General features: G+C 39.9%; 23 protein-coding genes and 1 riboswitch. Of the genes, 14 read left to right on the plus strand and 9 right to left on the minus strand.

The genetic code is table 11. The features are described from left to right. Positions 1–11: 11 nt before the first annotated feature. On the minus strand, positions 12–1,085 hold the full coding sequence (locus E2L03_RS10245; RefSeq protein WP_134259127.1) for a metallophosphoesterase: 1,074 nt from the start codon (positions 1,083–1,085) through the stop codon (positions 12–14). Between the two features lie 97 nt (positions 1,086–1,182). Further along, complete coding sequence (locus tag E2L03_RS10250; protein WP_124741530.1) at positions 1,183–1,302, minus strand: YjcZ family sporulation protein; 120 nt, start codon at positions 1,300–1,302, stop codon at positions 1,183–1,185. Between the two features lie 166 nt (positions 1,303–1,468). On the opposite strand from E2L03_RS10250, the gene E2L03_RS10255 reads away from it, so the two are divergent. Beyond that, the gene (locus E2L03_RS10255) at positions 1,469–2,185 is read left to right on the plus strand and encodes a sulfite exporter TauE/SafE family protein (RefSeq protein WP_166740268.1); all 717 of its coding nucleotides are present in this window, start codon (positions 1,469–1,471) and stop codon (positions 2,183–2,185) included. A 30-nt stretch (positions 2,186–2,215) separates the two neighbouring features. On the opposite strand, the gene E2L03_RS10260 is transcribed toward E2L03_RS10255, so the two are convergent. Then, complete coding sequence (locus E2L03_RS10260; protein ID WP_055735643.1) at positions 2,216–2,752, minus strand: GNAT family N-acetyltransferase; 537 nt, start codon at positions 2,750–2,752, stop codon at positions 2,216–2,218. A 170-nt stretch (positions 2,753–2,922) separates the two neighbouring features. Beyond that, positions 2,923–3,001, plus strand: a riboswitch (ZMP/ZTP riboswitch). 41 nt (positions 3,002–3,042) lie between these two features. Here E2L03_RS10260 and E2L03_RS10265 point away from each other — a divergent pair. After that, on the plus strand, positions 3,043–3,885 hold the full coding sequence (locus tag E2L03_RS10265; protein WP_124741532.1) for a bifunctional 5,10-methylenetetrahydrofolate dehydrogenase/5,10-methenyltetrahydrofolate cyclohydrolase: 843 nt from the start codon (positions 3,043–3,045) through the stop codon (positions 3,883–3,885). A gap of 53 nt (positions 3,886–3,938) precedes the next feature. Beyond that, entirely contained in the window at positions 3,939–4,859 is a 921-nt protein-coding gene (locus tag E2L03_RS10270) for a phosphotransferase enzyme family protein (protein WP_078440221.1), read from the plus strand. A 177-nt stretch (positions 4,860–5,036) separates the two neighbouring features. On the opposite strand, the gene E2L03_RS10275 is transcribed toward E2L03_RS10270, so the two are convergent. The 4 genes from E2L03_RS10275 to E2L03_RS10290 all read right to left on the minus strand — a co-directional run bounded on the left by E2L03_RS10275 (position 5,037) and on the right by E2L03_RS10290 (position 8,052). Further along, a complete protein-coding gene (locus E2L03_RS10275) occupies positions 5,037–6,341 on the minus strand; it encodes an acyl-CoA thioesterase/bile acid-CoA:amino acid N-acyltransferase family protein (protein WP_055735646.1) in 1,305 nt (434 codons plus the stop codon). A gap of 107 nt (positions 6,342–6,448) precedes the next feature. Next, positions 6,449–6,748, minus strand: coding sequence for a biotin protein ligase-related protein (locus E2L03_RS10280; protein WP_038477557.1), 300 nt, complete (start codon positions 6,746–6,748; stop codon positions 6,449–6,451). A gap of 35 nt (positions 6,749–6,783) precedes the next feature. Beyond that, a complete protein-coding gene (locus tag E2L03_RS10285; protein ID WP_166740269.1) occupies positions 6,784–7,095 on the minus strand; it encodes a hypothetical protein in 312 nt (103 codons plus the stop codon). A gap of 84 nt (positions 7,096–7,179) precedes the next feature. Beyond that, positions 7,180–8,052 (minus strand): LysR family transcriptional regulator, encoded by an 873-nt coding sequence (locus E2L03_RS10290; protein WP_055735647.1) that lies wholly within the window; start codon positions 8,050–8,052, stop codon positions 7,180–7,182. Between the two features lie 106 nt (positions 8,053–8,158). Between E2L03_RS10290 and E2L03_RS10295 the strand changes: the two genes are divergently transcribed. From E2L03_RS10295 to E2L03_RS10320, 6 genes are all read left to right on the plus strand, one after another. Then, complete coding sequence (locus tag E2L03_RS10295; protein WP_134259129.1) at positions 8,159–9,145, plus strand: YeiH family protein; 987 nt, start codon at positions 8,159–8,161, stop codon at positions 9,143–9,145. A gap of 137 nt (positions 9,146–9,282) precedes the next feature. Further along, entirely contained in the window at positions 9,283–9,582 is a 300-nt protein-coding gene (locus tag E2L03_RS10300; RefSeq protein WP_038477569.1) for a lmo0954 family membrane protein, read from the plus strand. Between the two features lie 19 nt (positions 9,583–9,601). Next, positions 9,602–10,207: a hypothetical protein gene (locus E2L03_RS10305; RefSeq protein ID WP_035394879.1), complete on the plus strand. Its 606-nt coding sequence runs from the start codon at positions 9,602–9,604 to the stop codon at positions 10,205–10,207. A 49-nt stretch (positions 10,208–10,256) separates the two neighbouring features. Then, positions 10,257–10,964, plus strand: a complete 708-nt coding sequence (liaF, locus tag E2L03_RS10310) for a cell wall-active antibiotics response protein LiaF (RefSeq protein WP_134259130.1) — start codon at positions 10,257–10,259, stop codon at positions 10,962–10,964. Next, positions 10,961–12,007 (plus strand): sensor histidine kinase, encoded by a 1,047-nt coding sequence (locus E2L03_RS10315; RefSeq protein WP_124741536.1) that lies wholly within the window; start codon positions 10,961–10,963, stop codon positions 12,005–12,007. Before liaF ends, E2L03_RS10315 begins: the two co-directional genes overlap by 4 nt. Continuing rightward, positions 12,004–12,630, plus strand: a complete 627-nt coding sequence (locus E2L03_RS10320; RefSeq protein ID WP_055735652.1) for a response regulator — start codon at positions 12,004–12,006, stop codon at positions 12,628–12,630. Before E2L03_RS10315 ends, E2L03_RS10320 begins: the two co-directional genes overlap by 4 nt. A gap of 1 nt (position 12,631) precedes the next feature. On the opposite strand, the gene E2L03_RS10325 is transcribed toward E2L03_RS10320, so the two are convergent. Then, positions 12,632–13,261 carry a copper homeostasis protein CutC gene (locus E2L03_RS10325; RefSeq protein ID WP_055735653.1) on the minus strand — a complete coding sequence of 210 codons (630 nt, stop codon included), beginning with the start codon at positions 13,259–13,261 and terminating at the stop codon, positions 12,632–12,634. 79 nt (positions 13,262–13,340) lie between these two features. On the opposite strand from E2L03_RS10325, the gene E2L03_RS10330 reads away from it, so the two are divergent. The 4 genes from E2L03_RS10330 to E2L03_RS10345 all read left to right on the plus strand — a co-directional run bounded on the left by E2L03_RS10330 (position 13,341) and on the right by E2L03_RS10345 (position 17,821). Next, positions 13,341–14,141, plus strand: a complete 801-nt coding sequence (locus E2L03_RS10330; protein WP_134259131.1) for a GNAT family N-acetyltransferase — start codon at positions 13,341–13,343, stop codon at positions 14,139–14,141. A 177-nt stretch (positions 14,142–14,318) separates the two neighbouring features. Next, the gene (locus E2L03_RS10335; RefSeq protein WP_055735655.1) at positions 14,319–15,122 is read left to right on the plus strand and encodes an ABC transporter permease; all 804 of its coding nucleotides are present in this window, start codon (positions 14,319–14,321) and stop codon (positions 15,120–15,122) included. Positions 15,123–15,136: 14 nt separating this feature from the next. Next, positions 15,137–16,741, plus strand: coding sequence for a teichoic acids export ABC transporter ATP-binding subunit TagH (gene tagH / locus E2L03_RS10340; RefSeq protein WP_124741537.1), 1,605 nt, complete (start codon positions 15,137–15,139; stop codon positions 16,739–16,741). Between the two features lie 21 nt (positions 16,742–16,762). Then, the gene (locus E2L03_RS10345) at positions 16,763–17,821 is read left to right on the plus strand and encodes a M20/M25/M40 family metallo-hydrolase (RefSeq protein ID WP_134259132.1); all 1,059 of its coding nucleotides are present in this window, start codon (positions 16,763–16,765) and stop codon (positions 17,819–17,821) included. A 23-nt stretch (positions 17,822–17,844) separates the two neighbouring features. Here the strand turns inward: E2L03_RS10345 and E2L03_RS10350 are convergent, their stop codons facing one another. Next, the gene (locus tag E2L03_RS10350) at positions 17,845–18,894 is read right to left on the minus strand and encodes a hypothetical protein (protein ID WP_134259133.1); all 1,050 of its coding nucleotides are present in this window, start codon (positions 18,892–18,894) and stop codon (positions 17,845–17,847) included. 105 nt (positions 18,895–18,999) lie between these two features. On the opposite strand from E2L03_RS10350, the gene E2L03_RS10355 reads away from it, so the two are divergent. Then, entirely contained in the window at positions 19,000–19,695 is a 696-nt protein-coding gene (locus tag E2L03_RS10355) for a GNAT family N-acetyltransferase (RefSeq protein ID WP_134259134.1), read from the plus strand. The last annotated feature ends 67 nt before the right edge of the window (positions 19,696–19,762 follow it).

Raw genomic sequence — 19,762 nt, forward strand, 5'->3', positions numbered from 1 at the left:
CACATCTTTCTTTATGTACAAGATTTAGGGATCCAACCGTAATAGCCATCTTTTTTGGCTAAATCATACCCACTGCATTGATCATCAAGTATCGAAACGTGATCACCTTGTTTTACTGTTAAAAAGGAAGCACTGACATCAGTTGTGCACTGCCACTGTTCATCTTGATAGGTTAGATACTCATTTTTAATCCAATAATTCGTCTTGTTCGCTGCACTGTAACAAAGCGTGAAATGTTCTTGTTTTTCTTGTTTTTCTACTAAATAATTCGGCCAATTAATGGTCCCTTGTTTGGATTCATCTGAAAAGGAGTGAACAATTTCTTTTATCTGTTTACACTCATCAACATAGGTTGCTTCAAACAACCCATCTAGGAGGGTGAGGGCATTTAGTTGCCCAATGGATTTGACCTGCAAGCCACCATCTAAACAAATAATACGTCTATCAAAGTCAATGATTGGATTCATGTGACTTTTTTCGCGGCTTAAATAGTTTGATATTGGCCAGTGTCCAACAATGACGGTCTTTTCTTCATCATGCCCATGTTCATAAAAGGATGGGAAGGCATAAGCGTTTGTTAAAGACGTTTCTCTCCAATCGTTCGTTCTCTCGATGCCAGCATGAATGATGATAAAATCCTCGGATTCAAGTGCATGAGGAAGCTGCTGAATCCATTCGAGTTCCGCCTGATAATGGTCTAGGCAAAATTGAGCGATCTCTTTAATAGAAGAAAACTGTTTCCACTCACGATTTTGTTCTCGAAGCATTTCATGAATAAGAGAGTACGGTTGTCTTTCTAAGTAGGGAATCAGTTGTTCGTTTTCTTTTAGAAGATGAAGGAGGATGGCGTCGTTATTTCCTAATGTTGTATAAACGCGATGCGTATGATGAAGATCCATTATATAGCGAATAAGGCCAAGACTATCTTGTCCTTTCTCACAGACATCACCATTAAGAATTAAGGTATCGCTAGCGGAGTACTGTAAGTTGGTGAGCAGTTTTTTAAACAACTTTAAGTTTCCGTGAATATCTGACACCATGTGGGTTCGTTGATTCTTTAAAGAAATGGTTTGCGTGTGTAACATCGAACATTCCACCTATCCACTTTTCTTTCTATTGTGGCAATGTAAATAAAAAAAGACAACCTCGAAAGGTCATCTTTTTACAATCTGGAAGAACAAATTAGCAATATCCGCCACCTACATAAGAAGCTCCGATGATGATAAGCAAGATGAATAATACAACTACTAATGCAAATCCGCCACCAGCACCAGCTCCGTAACCACCGCCTGCGTATGACACTTGGCATGCCCCCTTCCTGCGTTTCTCTATATCAAGGTATGCAGGTGTACCCTAATTGGTTTGTAGTTTCTTTAAAGAAATGAAAAAGTAGGGCAATCGCCTAGACATGTGCCTACGCATAGAATCATGTTAAAGTTAGTGCATTAGTGAATGGGAGGCAATTAAAGTGGTTAGTATTCTGTATCTTTTCATTGTCTTTTTCGCATCCGTTCTTCAAGCGGCAACGGGTTTTGGATTTTCTATTATCGCAACCCCATTTTTACTGTTTTTGTTTGCGCCAGATGTGGCGATTCAAGTGAATTTATTTGTGTCCATCCTTATTTCCCTTTTATTATTTATTCAAATTCGTAAAGATGTTTATCTGCCACTTATAAAAAGACTTGTTATCGGAAGTGTTATTGGCGCCCCAATAGGTGTCATCCTGGTACAACTTATCAATGAGACAGCCATAAAAATAAGTGTAGGAACTCTTTTACTTTTTGTTACTCTTCTTCTTGTGTTGCCGGTTAAAATGCAGCAAACAAATAGACGAGATTTGACTATAGGTGGACTTTCTGGAACATTAACGGCGAGCATTGGCATGCCAGGACCACCATTACTCGCCTATTTTGCTGGTGTTAAAATGACAAAAGAACAAACACGTGCAACAACACTGGCATTTTTCCTACTCATCTATCCCATTAGTATTGGATTGCAATGGATCACAATAAGCATAAATAGGGACGTGTGGGGGCTTGTAGGTTTGGCACTGCCAGCCGTAATTGCTGGATTAATCGTCGGACATTTTATCTTCAAGAAAATGAATCAAGCTTTGTTTCGTAATGTAACCTACATTCTTTTACTCGTCGCAGGTGTAGGGTTAATCATTGAGTCAATTTGGTGAAAAACTGTAACTAGGCACGAGTGGCAAGCTTTAGAGAAGTCGTTGATAGTGGGTCTGTAGCAATCCCATATAAATAATATCAATCCATTCCCCATTTCTAAAGACGGCTTCTTTTACCCTGCCTTCTTGAACAAATCCTATCTTCTTATATAAATGAATTGCCTTTTCATTTGTTGAGAAGACGCGCAAAGACAACCGGTGTAAATTTAATTCGAGAAATGCGTATGTTAATAGGAGAGACATTGCTTCTGTACCGTATCCTTTCCCCCACTTGCTTTTTTCACCGATATCAAGAATACATTCGGCATTCCGATTTTTGTAATCAATCCCGACTAAAGAGGTTACACCCACCGGAGTGTGTTGTTCAAGCTCTTCGATAATGTAGGATTTTGACTGTGGAGAGGAGAGCATTACGCTTTCGACAAAAGATTGGGTCTCCTCATATGTATAGACGTCCAAGGAAAGGTTAGTAGAAGCCATGACCTCATGGTCGTTTCGCCAACGGTGATAAAGTGATATGTCAGTGCTTTGCATTTTACGCAGTCGTAACCGGGTTGATTCAAACATGGTATTTCCTCCCTTTTTTATTGGCTCTATTGTAACATGAGAAAAAAGCAATCACGGAAAAATTCAGAAATCACGTACAAATAGATTGATAGAGTATATTTTTGTTCGGAAATGGAATGGTTTGAAGTGTTTTTTTTTGAAGGTGTATGCTAAAATGAAACGAAAACGTAAAGACTCTATGTAACTGGCGCAATGTGGATAACCACGAGGGAGCATAGAGCGTACTTGCCGTGCGCCTGGGCAAAAGGGTATCGCCCTTTTCACGTTCAAATAACGAAAGGATGGTTTGAATGAAAACGCCCTTACTATTAGATGGAGTAGAAGTATCAAATCGCATAAAGGCTGATCTCGCGAAAAGAGTAACAGCCTTGAATGAGAAAGGCATTACCCCGTCCCTCGCAACTATTTTAGTCGGCGAAGATCCTTCTTCCGCTACTTATGTGCGAATGAAAGGAAATGCTTGTCGTAAGCTAGGAATGGAATCAAAGAAAATTGAGATGCCAACAGAGACAACTACAGAAGAGTTGCTAGCAACGATTCAGCAGTTAAATGAGGATCATGCCGTTCATGGTATTTTATTACAACATCCTGTACCTGAACAAATTGACGAGCGTGCTGCATTTGATGCGATTGCGATTGAAAAAGATGTAGATGGCGTCACCACTCTTGGGTTTGCGCAAAATGCTTTTAATTTTGCCCAATACCCTTCGTGTACACCTGCAGCCATTATGGCGATTCTCGACCATTATGACTTACCAATTGAAGGGAAGCATGCTGTAATTGTTGGTAGAAGTCCAATTCTTGGTAAACCAGTATCCATGATGTTGCTCAATCGAAATGCAACAGTAACCATTTGTCATTCTCGCACAAGTGAGTTAGAAGCTCATGTCAAACAAGCGGACATTGTTGTTGCAGCTGTTGGTCGCCCTGAATTTATTAAAGGGGAATGGATCAAGCCGGGTGCCGTCGTTCTTGATGCTGGATATAATAAAGGAAATGTTGGCGATTGTGATTACGATGGTTGTGCAGCCAATGCATCTGCCATTACGCCAGTGCCCGGAGGCGTTGGTCCTGTAACAATTTCAATGTTGTTAAAACACACTGTTGATGCAGCAGAACGTTTAAATCAATAACAATTAAGATCAAGAGGGAAAGATAGATACCCGCTTGGTCTTTTTTTGATAAGATGAAAAAGGGTGATACAATGCAGGCGGTGTTAAAGAAAATCGCACAGTACTATCCATTTACTGCAGATCGTTTTGTATGTTTAGGTGGATTTAATCAGCATGTATTCAAGAACAATTCTTATGTTCTGAAAGTTTTTCGTGAAGATCAAGCTAGTATAGAACAGCTTGAGCACGAAGTGAATGTAACGGCGTTTATGAATCGTGCGGGTGTGCCGAGCGCGAAGATTGTCCAGTCTTTCAATGGGAGGGAAATTGAACATATTCTCTATAGAGGCGTTCATTACTTTTGTTTTGTACAAACGCATATTGCAGGTGATAGTATTCCCATAACAGATTTGAAGAGTACACAAGTTTATCAATGGGGTGCAAGTATTGGGGCCTTACATGAAACTGGGAAATTGTATCCGCATAAGGCAAAAGTACAGCATTGGCATGAAGAATCGCTTTTATCTGTAGCAGAAGGCTTGTTAGAGGAACCTTTACAGAGTAATTGGCGGAACTTGTATAATCAATTAAGCGCTTTATCAACAAATCATCAGTGCTACGGTCTCATCCATCACGATTTCCATCACGAAAACATCCGTTTTTCTAAAAACAAACTGTATATATTAGATTATGAAAGTGCTATCCATCATTGGTATATATATGATCTAGCCATTCCGATCTATCATGCTGCTTTATTTATTGAAAAAGATAAGCGGTGTCAATGGTATGAGTCGTTCTCTACAATGTTATTAGAAGGTTATGCTTCAAAAACGACTTTACAGAAGAAGTGGGTAGATAAACTACCTTACTTCGTTTATTATCGACAATGGTACTCTTATCTCTATTTTGAAAAACATCTAGAAAAAAATGAACAGGTTACCCAGATGTTAGAAAAGATGAAGTCTTATCTAGCAGCTGAGAAAACCATTATTTAGAAAAGGATGAAGGATTATTTTTTATGTTGTTGTAATGATAGGACTCATTTGCTACTTTGCTTATCAAATGAGGCAAATAAGAAGAGAAAATGAAGAACTGAAAAAACAGCAGACGCTCATCATTAACATGCTTGAATATCAACTTGAAAGAGATTCGCGTTAAAAAAGACCAGTTGCCTAAGAATAGTGCAAACTAGTCTTTTTCGTATGCTCAAATAAGAAATCTTGCACATAGCGCCACGTTTCTCTGGCGGCATCGGCATTTCCTTTTTTCGTACCACCAAAATCCATTATCATGCCACCTCCAACATGCATATAAGTTGAAGTTGGCATGCCTGGAAGCCCATAGGGGAAGGCAAGGAAATGGCCACCTTCGTCATAATAAAGGTGTTTGTTGTCCGTTCGTTTGCCATGAAGTTCGTGTTGAACCATTCGAGCATAGTCAGCAGATGGCCAACATTCGTCTTTTTCACCTGCTATGGTTAATAAAGGAGCGTTCACTTGCTCAACTGGAATTCGAATAGCATCTAAATCGGTTGCTTTTGCTTGTGAGACAGACCAGATTGGTAAGAAAGAAAAAGGCTTACGGGTAAGTATGCTTTTCCCGATGTTAAGAAAATGCTTTGCTGTGTAAGTAAATTTCAAGTAAGGGAGTGGTGCATTCTGTTGTGTCCAAGCTGGAATGGGTGCATATATCGTGTTACGTAATCCGGATGTTACGTAAGCTCCTGGAGCTCCGGCAATAACCGATTGATACTCGTCGTACGTGGAAGCAAGCAGCAAGGCGAGTTCGCCGCCGCGAGAGTAGCCAATTAGAGAAACAGTATTATCCACAGCATCATGGGCTTTAAGCCAAAGGGTAGCTTTTTGGAAATATTCTAATGGTATGTTTTCAAGGTCTTTCGATACGCCTTCCGTCCCAAAATAAGCAAGAGACAATACGGAATAACCTTTCATTGCGAGGAGTGCAGCGGCATGTTCATTTACACCACCATCGGATCCGCCTACTACTATTACCCCTGGGAAAGCTTGGACGGTATCGGGGTGAAAAAGGGTTCCAACTAGTTCTGCTTCGTGGACAGGCACGCGTTTAACAGTATCATCATAAAATTTTCTATGTACATGAGCTGTATCTAGTAGCTTTCCAGAAGAGTCTTCAAGTGTAAATGAGTAGGTAAGCGGTTCGGCGTTCTGTTTGTTAAAATAATCACCATGCTTTTTTCCAATTCGCTCCATTGACCAGACCAAGCCTTCTGCATCAATGCCTTTGTAACTTCCGGACAAGGGCGCTGTTGAAGCAAGGTGGAGATTCCCGTCTTGATTTGCTTCATATAGAGCACTAGCCTCGAAGATTGCACCAGTGTCATCTGTCGTTTGTGCTTTTATTGTTACGCTTTGCTTTGGCATTAAGTCGTAAGCAGATAATTGTAAGGGTTGATCAATAAGTGCACGAGTAGGTGTTACAACAATACGAGGGGTCATGGTTAAACTCCTTTCAAATGGTCTTTAATCCATCTATACGTTAGGAAAAGTAAAAAAGTTCCCAATACTAAAAAAGCCTAAGTGCTTGGACACTTAGGCCTTCTTAATTAGACTTCTACAGCAACGATTTGGTCACAGCAGATGGTAATGATGCGTACTTTTTTCTTATCACATTTACAGTGATCGTGAGAGTGGCAGTCAGCATTTGCTAATTCAACAGTATCGCCATCAATACCTACAAAGCTACCTGTTACTTTGTCTCCACCTTTTAAAATAACTTTTACATGTTCACCACGCGCGATGTTTCTGAAAAATGTTTCACAACCGCAGTCGCCTGAACCGTAGTTATTTGAACCATAATTTCCGCAGCCACAAGAATTGTAGCCATAATTATTTCCATAACCCATTTTCAAATTGCTCCTTCCGCATTCTCTTATTTTTTTTAAACTTCTACAGCTGCAATGTCGTCACAACAAATTGTAACGATTCTCGCTTTTTTACATTTGTCGTCACAATCAACGTTTGCTAGATTAACAACGTTGCCACGTACATCTACAAATTCACCTTTAATTTTACCGCCGCCTTTAAGAACCACTTTTACGTGTTCTCCACGAGCGATGTGTTTGAATAAAGTAGAGCAGTCACAACCGTTTGAATAAGAATAATCAGAGTAACTTCCTCCGTATCCATAACCCATTAGTGTCGCCTCCTTTCGCTTTGCTATGTTAATACTGTATGTAGAGAATTCTTTCATGCATAGGCAATAGAAAGGGGACAAACGCTCGTTTTTACTAGATTAGGTCAAATGCATAGAGGAGAAAGTCGGAATGTAGCGGAATCATTTTGAGGGTAATGCATGTTTGAGAAAGAGGTTTGTGTTTTTCGTAACAGGAACGCCTTGACGATGGATAAAGGAAAATTGTCTTGCTGTATTCATATGTAAATGATTTAACACTTGAAGAGAACCATTACGGAGTTCTTCTTGAATAGCCGATTCCGAAATAAGAGCCAAGCCTAGTCCGTTTTTAACCCCTTCCTTAATACCTTGAGTGGAACTGATGGTAATGGAAGAGTGTATCGTAAGTTGAAAGGTTTCGATTAATGCTTCAAAAGATTCTCTTGTGCCCGAACCCTCTTCACGTATGACCCACCGTTGATTTTGAAGGTCATGTACGGTTTGATAGTTCTCAACATCGTGGGTTGAACAGATGATAACAAGCTGATCATGTTTAAAAGGTGTTTGTTCAATGTTTTTTGCTTTAATGGTCCCTTCAACAAGGCCAAAGTCGACGTCGAAGTGCTGTACCTTTTGCATAATCGTATCCGTATTGGCAATTGTAATAGCAAACGTCAGATTTGGATAAAGCCCTTTTAAAGAGGCAATCATCTGTGGCAATAGATATTCGCCAATCGTGAAGCTAGCACCAATCTTTAATAGTCCTGAAGCTTCATGGTGACGGGCGTACAAGCTTTCATGGATAGTACGGTAAATGTTTTGGATCTTTAATGCTTCTTTATAAAAGAAATGACCATCCTCTGTAAGAAAGATTTGTCTCGTTGTTCTACGAATAAACTGAGTTTGGAACTGATTTTCTAGATTTTTGATCTGCACGCTCACAGTAGGTTGTGAAAGGGATCGTTTCTCAGCCGTCTTTGTGAAATTTTTTTCTTGGACCAGTGTAATAAACGTCTCTATTTCATCTATATTCATTGTTTGACCTCATTTTTATTAGTTTTTTTAATAAATGTTATTATACTTATTTATTTTACAAATAGCGAGGGGGTTCTTATGATTAAGTAGTTAGGGAGTGAACAACATGACTAAACAGAAGGCTATCGGAGTTGGGTTGACCGCATTACTTGCGACGATCGCCACTTTGCTAGCAAAAGTGCCAGGATTAACAATGGTGGGATCGTTGATTCTAGCAATTGTAATTGGAATGGTTGTAGGGAATTACACAAAGGCAGCTCAGAATGGTGGAGAGGGGATTGCGTTTTCTTCAAAAATTCTTTTGCGGATAGGAATTATTTTACTTGGACTACGGTTAAATTTTTTTGCTATTCAAGGTTTGGGTTTAACCGGTTTTCTTTATGCCATCGTTTTAAGTTCTATTGCTTTTTTTACTCTATATGGACTAAGCAGGAAATTAAAAATTGATCCTTCATTTGCCCTTCTGCTTGCAGGAGGAACAGCCATATGTGGTGCTGCGGCAATTGCTGCTATAGCGCCAGTAGTGAAAGCACAGGAAAAAGCAGTTGCCCTATCCATTGCGACAATCGCGTTGATAGGAACGTTGTTTACACTTATTTATACAGGTCTTTATCCACTTCTTGTACCAGAAGATAAACCGTATGGCATCTTTGCAGGTGGTACGTTACACGAGATTGCCCATGTCGTTGCTGCTTCTTCCATTGGGGGTACTGAAGCCGAAAATCATGCCATCATTGTAAAAATGCTTCGAGTTATGTTATTACTACCGCTGATGATCTTCATAATGTGGTGGTTTGAACGGAAGAAAAAGGTCGCTCAATCTTTTTCGTTTCGAAAGTTACCAATCCCATGGTTTGTCTTTGGTTTTCTGGCGATGAGTCTTGTGCAAACGTTTGGTTTCTTACATGAAGATGCTGTACAGTGGCTACTTGGCATTGCCTATTTCTTGCTTGCAATGGCTATGGCAGGTCTAGGCTTAAATGTGAAGTTTCGTGCTTTTCAAGAAATAGGACCCCGTTTGTTTGTAGCAGGACTAGGGGGCACAATCGTTTTAGTTCTTTTTGGCGCACTACTTATTCCACTCTTATTCTAAAATCAAACCATTACCATTCAGGTAGTGGTTTTTTCAATATCAGCCTCTAGACTGAGAGCTAAATCGTTCTTCAGCTCGTTTCTAAGGGTCGGTCAGAATCGTATGCTAGTAGTAACAAATCGACAGGAGGTGACGTAATGACAACAAAAGGATGGATCATTCTCGGTGCTGTTGCACTTTCCATCATCTTGCTTTCATCACTAGGAGCGATGTTAGGATTAGTAGCAGGTGCTGGACTTGCTTACTTAGGGTGGCGTCAAGCAACATTAAGTGAAGCCGTTGTGATGAAGGTACTTTGGTGGGTTGTACTCGTTATTGGTGTCCTAGTAGGCATTAGTAGTTTGCCAGGAATGATTGGAGTCGTAGCACTTTACTTATTGTTAAAGCTTTATGACAAATGGAAAGAAACAAAAGATTATTCTTATGATAAATTTTAATGAATGCAGGAGGTAGAAGATGTCAATCTTAAAGCAAATAAAAGAGCAAGTATCAGCTGATATTGAAGCAGTATTAGAGAAAAGTAAAAAGAAGCCGGTAATGGATGAAAAGAGAGGTCAAGAAGCTAAGCAGCTTGATAAGCAAATGAAGTTATGGAAAGAAACAGTAAAGAAGCAGCAAGAGCTTGAGCAGTATTTCTATAATGAGTGGCAAGAAGCAGAGACTATGTTAAAGAAGCGAAAAGAACAATTGGTCATTGCTGAACAATCGCAAGCAACGGATTTAATAGAACGAGCGAATTTTGAAATAAACGGCTATCAGGAGTTGGCTCGTGAGTACAAGGAGTCATACGAAGAACAGCGTGAGCGTGTGAATAAGCTCGAAGAAAAAGGAAGAGAGCTTTACTTTCTAAAAAAGAAAATGGAACGAATGAAGCTTACTGATTTTGCAAGAGCTGAAGAATCACGTGCTGAATCGCATGCGTCAAAATGGACGTATTATGCGGAAGAAAACGATGAATTTGAAGCATATGAGGAAGACAAAAGTGACCACGAGCCAAGACAGGTTCTTGATTTTGATAAAGAAATAAAAAAACTTGCTGAAAAGCAGGAGAACGAAAAGTAGTTTGTAGTATACTAAAGGCTGATTATAAACGCAGAGGAGGGCAAAGAGAGTGAAGCGAAACCGAACAGATTATGTTGCCTATATTTTCTTTGCCCTGCTTGCTGCAACGGCATTAGAGCTACTTATTAATGTAGCTCCGTTTATTGTATTAGTAGGATCTGCGGCGATGATTTATTATGGCTTAAAGCGAATGAGCAAGCAAAAAGGAAAAGTCCTGTTCTACGGAGGACTGGTCATCTTTATTTTAACGCTGTTGTCTTCGTTTTTCTTTTTACTACTGGTCTTTGGTGCATTGTTTTACATGCTTTACTTGTTTTGGGAAAAGGCAAGTAAACCAACTAAAATGGAAATAGCGATTAATGAACAAGCTTCGAATGATAGTCGAGAGGCGTTTGTTAAAAACACCTTCCTCGGAGATCAGCAATTAAACCATGAAGGGTTTCGCAGTGATGATATTAATATCCACACAGGTATTGGTACAACGGAAATTCATTTTGAAAACACCGTCCTCCCAAAAGGAGACACGATTGTCATTATCCGGGGTTTTATTGGGAGTACCAAACTCTATGTGCCTTATGATGCAGGTGTATCTGTGGAGCACGCTTGTTTATTTGGTCAGACAGATCTATTTGGAAACCATAAAATAGGGTTTAATCAAAACGTAAAAGTCGTAAATGACTCGTATCAAGATGCTCCTCGTCGACTGCGAATTTATACGTCCATTGTTGCGGGAGATATTGAGGTGATGTATCGATGAAGGCTGTCCGTTCTGTTGGTATGATTGTCTTTTTCGTGCCATTACTTCTAGTAGGCTTCCTTTTCTATTATGTTGAAAAAAACGGTTTAGTTAAATGGGAACAGCTATTGCTTCGAAATGAATTAACGTATAACGTGCCGATTTTCGTATGGCTTATTCTGTTTTTTATACTCCTTGCACTGATTGTCTACAGCATGCTTGCTGTTATTTGGAAAAAAGACGTTCGTGCGTTACATGCTACGTTAGTGCACGTTGCTAATGGCAATACGAAGGAAAGCAAACAGCAACTTAATCAAGTATCCAGTGATTTTAATGATGCTAAAATGCTCATTGCAGAACTTGAAACAAGAGTTCGTAATCAAGCAGACCGCTCTCAACGTGTGATGGAACAATGGGCGGAGAATGAGTCAAAGCTGAGATCGGAACTTGTCTTTAAAGAGCGACACCGTATTGCAAGAGAACTACATGATTCCGTTTCACAACAGCTTTATGCAGCATCGATGTTATTATCTGCAGCAGTTAATCAAAAGAATGTTGATGTTGTAGCGCTACAAGCTCGATGTGAACAGATTGAAAAAGTTGTGAACGATGCACAAAATGATATGAGAGCGCTCTTGCTCCAGTTACGACCCATTCAACTGGAGAATCAATCGTTTAAAGAAGGCGTGGAACAATTGACATCAGATTTAGCAGAGAAGCACCAGATTGATTTCTCGGTTCGGATTCGTTCTCTTTCTCTTAAACCAGGTGTAGAGGACCAGCTATTCCGCATCACCCAAGAAGCTATTGCTAACGCGTTACGTCACGCAGAAGCAAATGAGATTAGCGTGTTCTATGACCGGTATGATGACTTTGCTCTACTAAAAATTACCGACGATGGGAAAGGCTTTAATCAGACATCTTCGCCACACGGCTACGGTCTACATAGTATGGAAGAGCGTGCAGAAGAAATCGGTGGGATGTTACGAATGATAAGTGTGGAAGGGCAAGGAACGAGTATTGAAGTGAAAGTACCGATTATTGAAGGAGGGGAAACGACGTGATTGACGTATTGCTTGTGGATGATCATGAGACTGTACGCCTCGGTGTTGCGGCTTTTTTATCAACCCAAGAAGACATTTCTGTTGTTGGTGAAGCCAGTAATGGAAAAGAAGGGGTCGAACAAGCGCTGAAACTCAGACCAGATATTATTTTAATGGATTTAGTAATGGACGGGATGAATGGAATCGAAGCAACAAGAGAAATTATTACACAATGGAAAGAGGCAACGATTATTATTGTCACGAGTTTTCTTGATAATGATAAGCTTCGTCCTGCACTAGAGGCAGGGGCGAAAAGCTATGTTCTTAAGACGTCCACAGCGATGCAGATTGCTGATGCGATTCGAAAAACAGCACAAGGGATAGCTGTACTTGATGAAAAAGTTCAGGCTCAAATGATCTCTTCCTTCCGCACCGAGGAATCGTTGCACCAATCATTAACGAACCGCGAAAAAGAAATCTTAAAGCTTATGAGCGATGGGAAAACCAATCAGCAAATTGCCGATACGCTTTTTATTACGATTAAAACAGTAAAAACACATGTATCCCACATCTTATCAAAGCTGGATGTTGATGATCGAACGCAAGCGGTTGTGTATGCTTTTCAGCAGAAGTTATTTAAATAAGCTACCAAAGAATTCTAGTCCCGTGTAGTTCCTTTACACCTGTAGTAGCCGCAATATGAGAAGCATTATCTTTCGTTACACCTCCACCTGGCATGATGACAATGCGTTCGTCTGCATATGTCTCATAAGCGGCTAAAGTTGTAAGGTTTTCTTCAATTTCTTTATGAGGACCATGAGTTAAGATACGTTTTACCCTCCATCGGGAAAGCTGATCAATGGCTTCGAATGGGTTTGCAAGTTGATCAAACGCCATATGAAACGTAACCGTTTGTGGATCCACAAGCTGTAACAATCTTCGCATATGAGGCACGTGAAGTTTATTCTCTGGCGTTAAACAGCCAAACACAAATCCATCCACACCAAATTGTTTAAATGATGAAATGGATGCCTCCATTTCCCTTAGTTCAGCCTCATTGTAAATAAAGTCTCCTCCACGACAGCGAATCAGTGCCATAACCGTTACCCCATTTTCTTTGCATATCGCGACTACTCGTTTACATGTTTCTATTGAAACAGTAGTACCGCCCACATTTAAGTTGTCGCATAGTTCAATTCGTTGTGCTCCAAATTGAATGGCTTTACGAACGTGCGTATCATTCTCAAGACAAACTTCCTTTACCATGTGATTCATTTATCCAAACTCCTTAAAAAAACTAGCTTTACTAACAGAATACTTGTAAACTATAGAATACTTCAAGGGGGGGAGACAAATGATTAGACAATTAGATATGAACGATCAAGACATATGCTTAGACTTCGTAAAGAAAAAGCCAGCGGAGAACTTGTTTATTATTGGTGATATTGAAGCATATGGAATGGAAACAGATTTTCAAACGGTATGGGGAGAATTTAATAGAGACAATCAATTAGTCGCTGTTTTGTTAAAGTTCCATACAAGCTATGTTCCGTTTGCAGAAGGCTCCTACGATGCCAAAGGATTTGCCGAAATCATAAACAAGGATTCTTCCTTTAAAGGGTTGTCTGGTTTAAAAGACGTGACAGAACAACTTGAACCGTATTTAAAAAAGTCTCTTCTTAAAAGACAAATGTACTATGCAAAGTGCGCAAGGACAAAGAGTGAGAACGCCCCTTCATTAGAAAAGGTGCAAACAGCCCAACCCCAAGATGCAGCTGAATTACTCATGATGCTGGATCAAATTCCTGAATTTAGTCAGTCCATTCCGAAAACGGCTGAACAGAAACAACGCGAATTAGCGACAGGTTTCTCACGAGCATGCTTCGTACGTCAAGATGATAAAATCGTTTCATCCGCTTCCACTACTGCTGAAAATACTCACTCAGCAATGATTGTTGGTGTCGCCACTTTAGAGGATTATAAAAGAAACGGCTATGCATCGGCTTGTGTTCATCACTTATGTGAGCAATTGTTCACAGAAGGAAAAGAAGCTTGTTTATTTTACGATAACCTAAGTGCTGGGGTGATCTATAAGCACATTGGCTTTGAAGATATTGGTTTATGGATGATGTACAATGAGAAGTCAGAAGCATAAAGCAGAAGGCTTTAAGTATGAAAAACTTGTTAGGACTTTGCTAGCAAGTTTTTTTATTGTCAACGAACGGTAACATCCAAAATAGCGATTTAGAGTTGAAAGTGATATGATAGACAGGTGCAAAAAATGTCGTGCACAAGTTTGAATGGAATTTGAAAAGGTTAAGGAGTACGGATGATGAAAGCCTTATTACAATTGCTGAAAGAGCAATACGAAAATAAGCACTTAATTTGGAGACTTGCAGCGTTTGAACAGAAAAGTAAGTTTCGACTCCATTACTTAGGCGCTTTTTGGCAGTTATTTAGTCCGCTGATGCAAGTCGTGGTCTTTTTTGTTATTTTTGGACTGGGCATAAGACAAGGACAAGATGTTGGCGATACGCCTTTTTTCGTTTATTTAATGTGTGGACTAATACCTTGGTTTTTTATCAGTCCAACAGTACTGCAAGGATCTAACAGCATTCACAAAAAAATTAATATGGTATCAAAAATGAAGTTTCCTGTTAGTGTATTGCCGACCATTACAATTGCTGGTAATTCCGTTAGCTTCTTTGTAATGCTCGGTATATTGTGCATTGTACTTGCCATATATTCGGTTTTCTCAGGGTTGTATTTGCTCCAATTGCCGTATTATTTTCTTTGTTTATATGCATTTCTTTATGTGTTTACCATATTTTCAGCGACTCTAGCTACCGTCGTACGAGATTATTATCAATTTCTTGAAGCAGGAATGCGAATGATGTTCTTTTTAAGTCCAATCATTTGGGCCCCTGATTCAATGCCTGAACGTTTACTTCCAATTTTACAATTAAATCCGTTTTACTATATTTTAAATGGCTTTAGGGACTCATTTATAGGCGGAACGTGGTTTTTTGAAAATATTACGTACATGATTTATTTCTGGACAGTAATACTTTTAATTGGTTTCTTAGGTGCAACAGTCTTTAAGAAATTTAAAAACAGTTTTGTTGATTATTTATAAAGGGGATTTTGTGGATGAATCCTAAAATGAAATTAGACGGTGTAACAAAAAAATATACACTCTTTACAAGCAATAGTGAAAAGCTTAAAGCAATGTTCTTGCCAAAAATGCAAAAAGAAAATCGTGATTTTTATGCACTACGCGACATTTCTCTGGAAATTTTTGAAGGTGAAACCATTGGGATTGTAGGTATTAACGGGTCTGGGAAGTCAACCATTTCCAATATTTTAGCAGGAGTTATTCCTCCTACTGAAGGAACGTTAGATGTGAATGGTGAGACGTCGTTAATTGCTATTAACGTTGGCTTAAACAATCAATTAAATGGTCATGAAAACATTGAGCAAAAATGTCTCATGCATGGTTTCTCAAAAAAAGAAATTGAGCGCTTATTGCCATCAATTGAGGAGTTTGCTGACATTGGTGATTTCATTCAGCAGCCTGTAAAAAATTACTCGTCTGGTATGAAGTCACGGCTAGGATTTGCGATTTCTGCTCATACCAATCCAGATATTTTAATCGTGGATGAGGCGCTGTCTGTTGGGGACAAAACGTTCTATCAAAAGTGTAAAGATAAAATTGATGAATTTAAAGCAGAAGGTAAAACCATTATTTTTATTAGTCATAACATCAAAGAAATAAAAAACATCTCTGATCGGGTTCTTTGGCTTCATAATGGTGAAATGCGCTCGTTTGGCGATAAGGAAAAAGTGATTGAAGAGTACGAAGCCTATATTAAATTTTTTAATTCCTTGTCCAAGCAAGAGAAAAAAGAGCATAAAGAAGAGCTGAAAATGCAGCGCTCGGTTGCCAAAGTCGAACAAAGAGAGAGCGAAGAAGATGGAACAGCTCTAGCGCCACGGGGTACTGGGAAAAAGAAGCATGCTAAACAAAAGGAGCAAAAGAAACATTCCATTGTCTTTTTTAGTCAGCTTGTTCTCTATGCAGCTTTATTTATTGTTGCAGCTTATCTGGTGGCGGTCCGTCCACTTTTTGCTGCTGATGCTGAAGAAAGTTCAACGGCTGTTGAGTCTGATAACCAACCTTCAACAGTTGACGAAGAAGATGCGGCGGATCATTGGGTTGATTATGACGAACCAGTACAAGCAGTCATTCATTCAGACGGTACTTCGTTATATACGTCGTCTGAAGCGTCTACAGCTCTTATGACGTTACCCTTTGGAACTGAAATCTCTGTACTAAGAGAGAACAGCGATCAAGGGGTCGTCCAAATTGAGAATGATGGCGACGACTTGTTTATTGAATCCAACTCTTTTCATTTGTTAGAGGATGCTGAGGAAATGGAGCGAGAACGAATAGAAGAAGAGCTTGTGACCAATGTGGGCTCTTTAGATGAGATTGAATCAATATTGGCTCAACCTTATGAGCAGGTCATCCAATCGGTTTCGTTTCAAACAGCAGATGAATTTGGCTATGGGTATTATGCATACTCAGACGAACAAATGTTGAAAATAAACCAGCAAAACGAATTAGCGGCTATCATTCTTCCAATGGATGGGGGATCATTGGTGGAGGAGACACCCTTTTTCATAGTGGATGGAGAGCAGTTTTACTTTTTGTGGAATGAGGAGAGGAAAGAACTTCTCGTAGCTGACTTTTAAAAGGAAACGGACTGATGATCAATGAATACGTCGTTTTTGTTTGAACTTCTTAAAACCCCTTCACCTTCAGGGCATGAAGAGGCGATTCAAGAAAAATGGCTAACGTATATGCAAACCTATGTGGAGGATGTAACTACAGATTTAGCTGGAAACGCAATCGCAACGGTTAATCCAGATGCTCCATTTCGCGTACTCCTAGCAGGGCATTGTGACGAAATTGGTTTTATGGTGAAGTCCATTGATGAATCAGGCTTTATCTATGTAGAAGAGCTAGGTCGTTTAAGTCCCTTACCTGCATTAGGGATGGAAGTGGAGATCCATGGAAGGAACGGGGTACTTAATGGCGTGTTTGGGGCAAATGCTCAACACCATGGTGGAGCAAATGCAGACTTAACAATGGATGATCTTTTTATCGATTGCGGTGCTGAGAGTGCTGTAGAGATTCAATCAGTAGTAGCTATCGGTGATCCAATTACGTATAAAATAGAACCCTCTCACTTGCGTAATAATCGTGTAGTTGGTCGTGGTTTGGACAATCGAACAGGTGCATTTATCGTTGCTGAAGTCATGAAGCGACTTGCGTCCAGTCTCCCAGAAGTGTGTGTCCAAGGCGTCAGCACGGTTAATGAAGAGACAAATATGGGCGGTGCTTATTTTGCAGGCTCAGCTTTAAAACCGGATTTAGCAATTGCATTGGATGTCACATTTGCAACAGACTATCCAACCGCCGAAATAGGTAGAGTTGGTGATGTAACGTTAGCAGGAGGTCCAGTGCTTGCTAAAGGTGCTCCAATTAATAAAAAGGCAAATGAACACTTGCTACAAATAGCGAAGGAACGAAATATTCCGATTCAGTATGAATTAACACCGAGAAGAACAGGCACGGATGCAGATCAACTACGATTAACCGGTGAAGGTGTACCCATCGTTCTTGTATCGTTGCCGTTACGATATATGCATGCGCCTCGGGAAGTTGTGTCGTTACAAGACATGGAACAAGAAATTGATCTACTGGTGGCATTTATACAAAGCTTACGTCCTGACACAGACCTTCGTCCTCTTATTTGGAATGGACGCTAACTAGGAAAAAGCGCGGAGAACAGTTAGTCTCCGTGCTTTTTCTTTATAATGTCTGGGTTGTTCTCAATCAATGCGCGTGTACAATCCCAAAAATAATCAACAGTAGAAAGAGTCTTAAAGGCAGCTGAATAGAGGTCATCTTCAGTTGTTATACCAATGGATGACAAGACTTGTTTAAAGTAAGGGAGACGTTCCTCGTGTAGATGAGGAGCGTCCGTTGCCAAGATGATATGGCAGCGACAGAAAGTGGCGATGATCCAAAAGAAACTCTCTCGGTATTGATTCTTATCAATGAGTGACTGACTCCCTTCAACGACTATAGGTTTCGCTGATGGTGTAATATCACCGGAAAAGAAAAAAGGGGTCTTGGCTTGTTCGGCAGCAAGGGCAAATGTCTCTTCTAACAATTCCAAACTAGATTGAACTGTTGATTTAGCTATTGATTCTACACGCAGTTGCTTAAGAAGTGCTTCATAAACGTCGTCCATGTTAAACCGTTTCAGAACTGCTTGGACTGCTGTATAGCGTTTTCGTACAGTTGGGTTCTCAAGCGCTGCCGTTAAAAACAAATGCGCTAAAACTCCTGTTGGAAAGAGCCAGCTCATGACTTGTTCATGGAATGGAGCAGAAGTTGGTATGGCTGTTAATCCAGCTATGCTTTTTTCTTTTACTTGCTCACAACGACAGTACACCCATTCAATGTGATAAAATTCTCGCGCTACCTCTTTTTGTAAAGGGACAAGAACGTCGTCTACGTCGTTGAGGACGATCGTATGGGCGAAGCTATAACCTACATGATAGTCTGCGAGTATCGTTTCTTTATGAAGAAATAATGTGTAATCTAACGTCGTCACTTCGAGTAAAAGCCCTTTGTAGAGGAATTTACCCAACTTTTTATCTTGCTTATTTGTTGAGACAATTATAATGTCAATATCCGATGAAAGTGGCCATAGAGCAAGACGTGGATATGTTAGAACAGATCCAGCTAAATATGCCCCTTTAAAGCCACTTTGCTGGGAACCAACATGACGCACCCAGTCACGGGCAATTCCAATCGCTTCCTGCGTATTCATGAACAGTCCTCCTTTCAGAAGGGAGATTGTCATTCAGTTCGACAGCTACTGTGGTGATCCTGCAAACAATCTAAGATTACAGACGAAATAGGGAGGAAAGAAGAGATGAGCGAGTTACATCTGAAACAGATAAGTGAGGAACAAATAGAAGCCTTACTCCGATTGCAGGAAATAGTCTTTATGAATCTTAAACAGAAAGATCAACTCTCCACACTTACGAAGGAAGAATTTAAACGAATACTAACAGGTGAAGGCTATATGGTTGGTGTGTTTTGTAAGGAACAACTTATCGCCGCTAGAGCCCTTCTAAAACCGAGAAGTGAGGAGTCTGAACATCTGGGACTTGATGCAGGCTTAACGAAAGACCAATTGAATCAAGTCGTATATCAAGAGATTTCACTTGTTCACCCTGAATTTAGGGGGAACCGTCTCCAACAGAGAATGGGCAATTGGTTGATGCAGAATCTTGTTAATGAAGGGAGTTCATACTCGTTCATTTGTGCAACGGTAGCCCCCACCAATTTAGCTAGTTTAATTGATAAGTTCAAACAAGGGCTTGAAGTGGTTGCGTTAAAAGAGAAGTATGGAGGAAAACTTCGATTTGTTTTTTTAAAAGACCTTAATAATCCATCTAACTTTACCGTTTTAGAGGAGAAGGAAGTAGAATTGACGGCACTAGAGGAGCAACGCCATTTACTACAGAAGGGCTATCGAGGGAGTGAATTAAAAAATGAGGATGGACGCTATAGAATTCGCTATCAATTAAGAAGTAAGAACGAGAGCGGTTTTAACATGTTGTAAACAGGTTCACCATTTTCAAGTTATGGTTAAAGTTGGAATTTGGTTTGTAAAACACAATGATGTACAA

The sequence above is a fragment of the Shouchella oshimensis genome (assembly GCF_004375095.1).
Classification (GTDB): domain Bacteria; phylum Bacillota; class Bacilli; order Bacillales; family Bacillaceae_D; genus Shouchella; species Shouchella oshimensis.

Coding starts and splice junctions, on each gene's coding strand:
- E2L03_RS10315 (WP_124741536.1), top strand. CDS start 10,961: ATGAAGGCTGTCCGTTCTGTTGGTATGATTGTCTTTTTCGTGCCATTA.
- E2L03_RS10285 (WP_166740269.1), bottom strand. CDS start 7,095: ATGAAAGAATTCTCTACATACAGTATTAACATAGCAAAGCGAAAGGAG.
- E2L03_RS10245 (WP_134259127.1), bottom strand. CDS start 1,085: ATGTTACACACGCAAACCATTTCTTTAAAGAATCAACGAACCCACATG.
- E2L03_RS10295 (WP_134259129.1), top strand. CDS start 8,159: ATGACTAAACAGAAGGCTATCGGAGTTGGGTTGACCGCATTACTTGCG.
- E2L03_RS10300 (WP_038477569.1), top strand. CDS start 9,283: ATGACAACAAAAGGATGGATCATTCTCGGTGCTGTTGCACTTTCCATC.
- E2L03_RS10345 (WP_134259132.1), top strand. CDS start 16,763: ATGAATACGTCGTTTTTGTTTGAACTTCTTAAAACCCCTTCACCTTCA.
- E2L03_RS10280 (WP_038477557.1), bottom strand. CDS start 6,748: ATGGGTTATGGAAATAATTATGGCTACAATTCTTGTGGCTGCGGAAAT.
- E2L03_RS10335 (WP_055735655.1), top strand. CDS start 14,319: ATGAAAGCCTTATTACAATTGCTGAAAGAGCAATACGAAAATAAGCAC.
- E2L03_RS10290 (WP_055735647.1), bottom strand. CDS start 8,052: ATGAATATAGATGAAATAGAGACGTTTATTACACTGGTCCAAGAAAAA.
- E2L03_RS10275 (WP_055735646.1), bottom strand. CDS start 6,341: ATGACCCCTCGTATTGTTGTAACACCTACTCGTGCACTTATTGATCAA.
- E2L03_RS10265 (WP_124741532.1), top strand. CDS start 3,043: ATGAAAACGCCCTTACTATTAGATGGAGTAGAAGTATCAAATCGCATA.
- E2L03_RS10305 (WP_035394879.1), top strand. CDS start 9,602: ATGTCAATCTTAAAGCAAATAAAAGAGCAAGTATCAGCTGATATTGAA.
- tagH (WP_124741537.1), top strand. CDS start 15,137: ATGAATCCTAAAATGAAATTAGACGGTGTAACAAAAAAATATACACTC.
- E2L03_RS10350 (WP_134259133.1), bottom strand. CDS start 18,894: ATGAATACGCAGGAAGCGATTGGAATTGCCCGTGACTGGGTGCGTCAT.
- E2L03_RS10330 (WP_134259131.1), top strand. CDS start 13,341: ATGATTAGACAATTAGATATGAACGATCAAGACATATGCTTAGACTTC.
- E2L03_RS10260 (WP_055735643.1), bottom strand. CDS start 2,752: ATGTTTGAATCAACCCGGTTACGACTGCGTAAAATGCAAAGCACTGAC.
- E2L03_RS10325 (WP_055735653.1), bottom strand. CDS start 13,261: ATGAATCACATGGTAAAGGAAGTTTGTCTTGAGAATGATACGCACGTT.
- E2L03_RS10355 (WP_134259134.1), top strand. CDS start 19,000: ATGAGCGAGTTACATCTGAAACAGATAAGTGAGGAACAAATAGAAGCC.
- E2L03_RS10270 (WP_078440221.1), top strand. CDS start 3,939: ATGAAAAAGGGTGATACAATGCAGGCGGTGTTAAAGAAAATCGCACAG.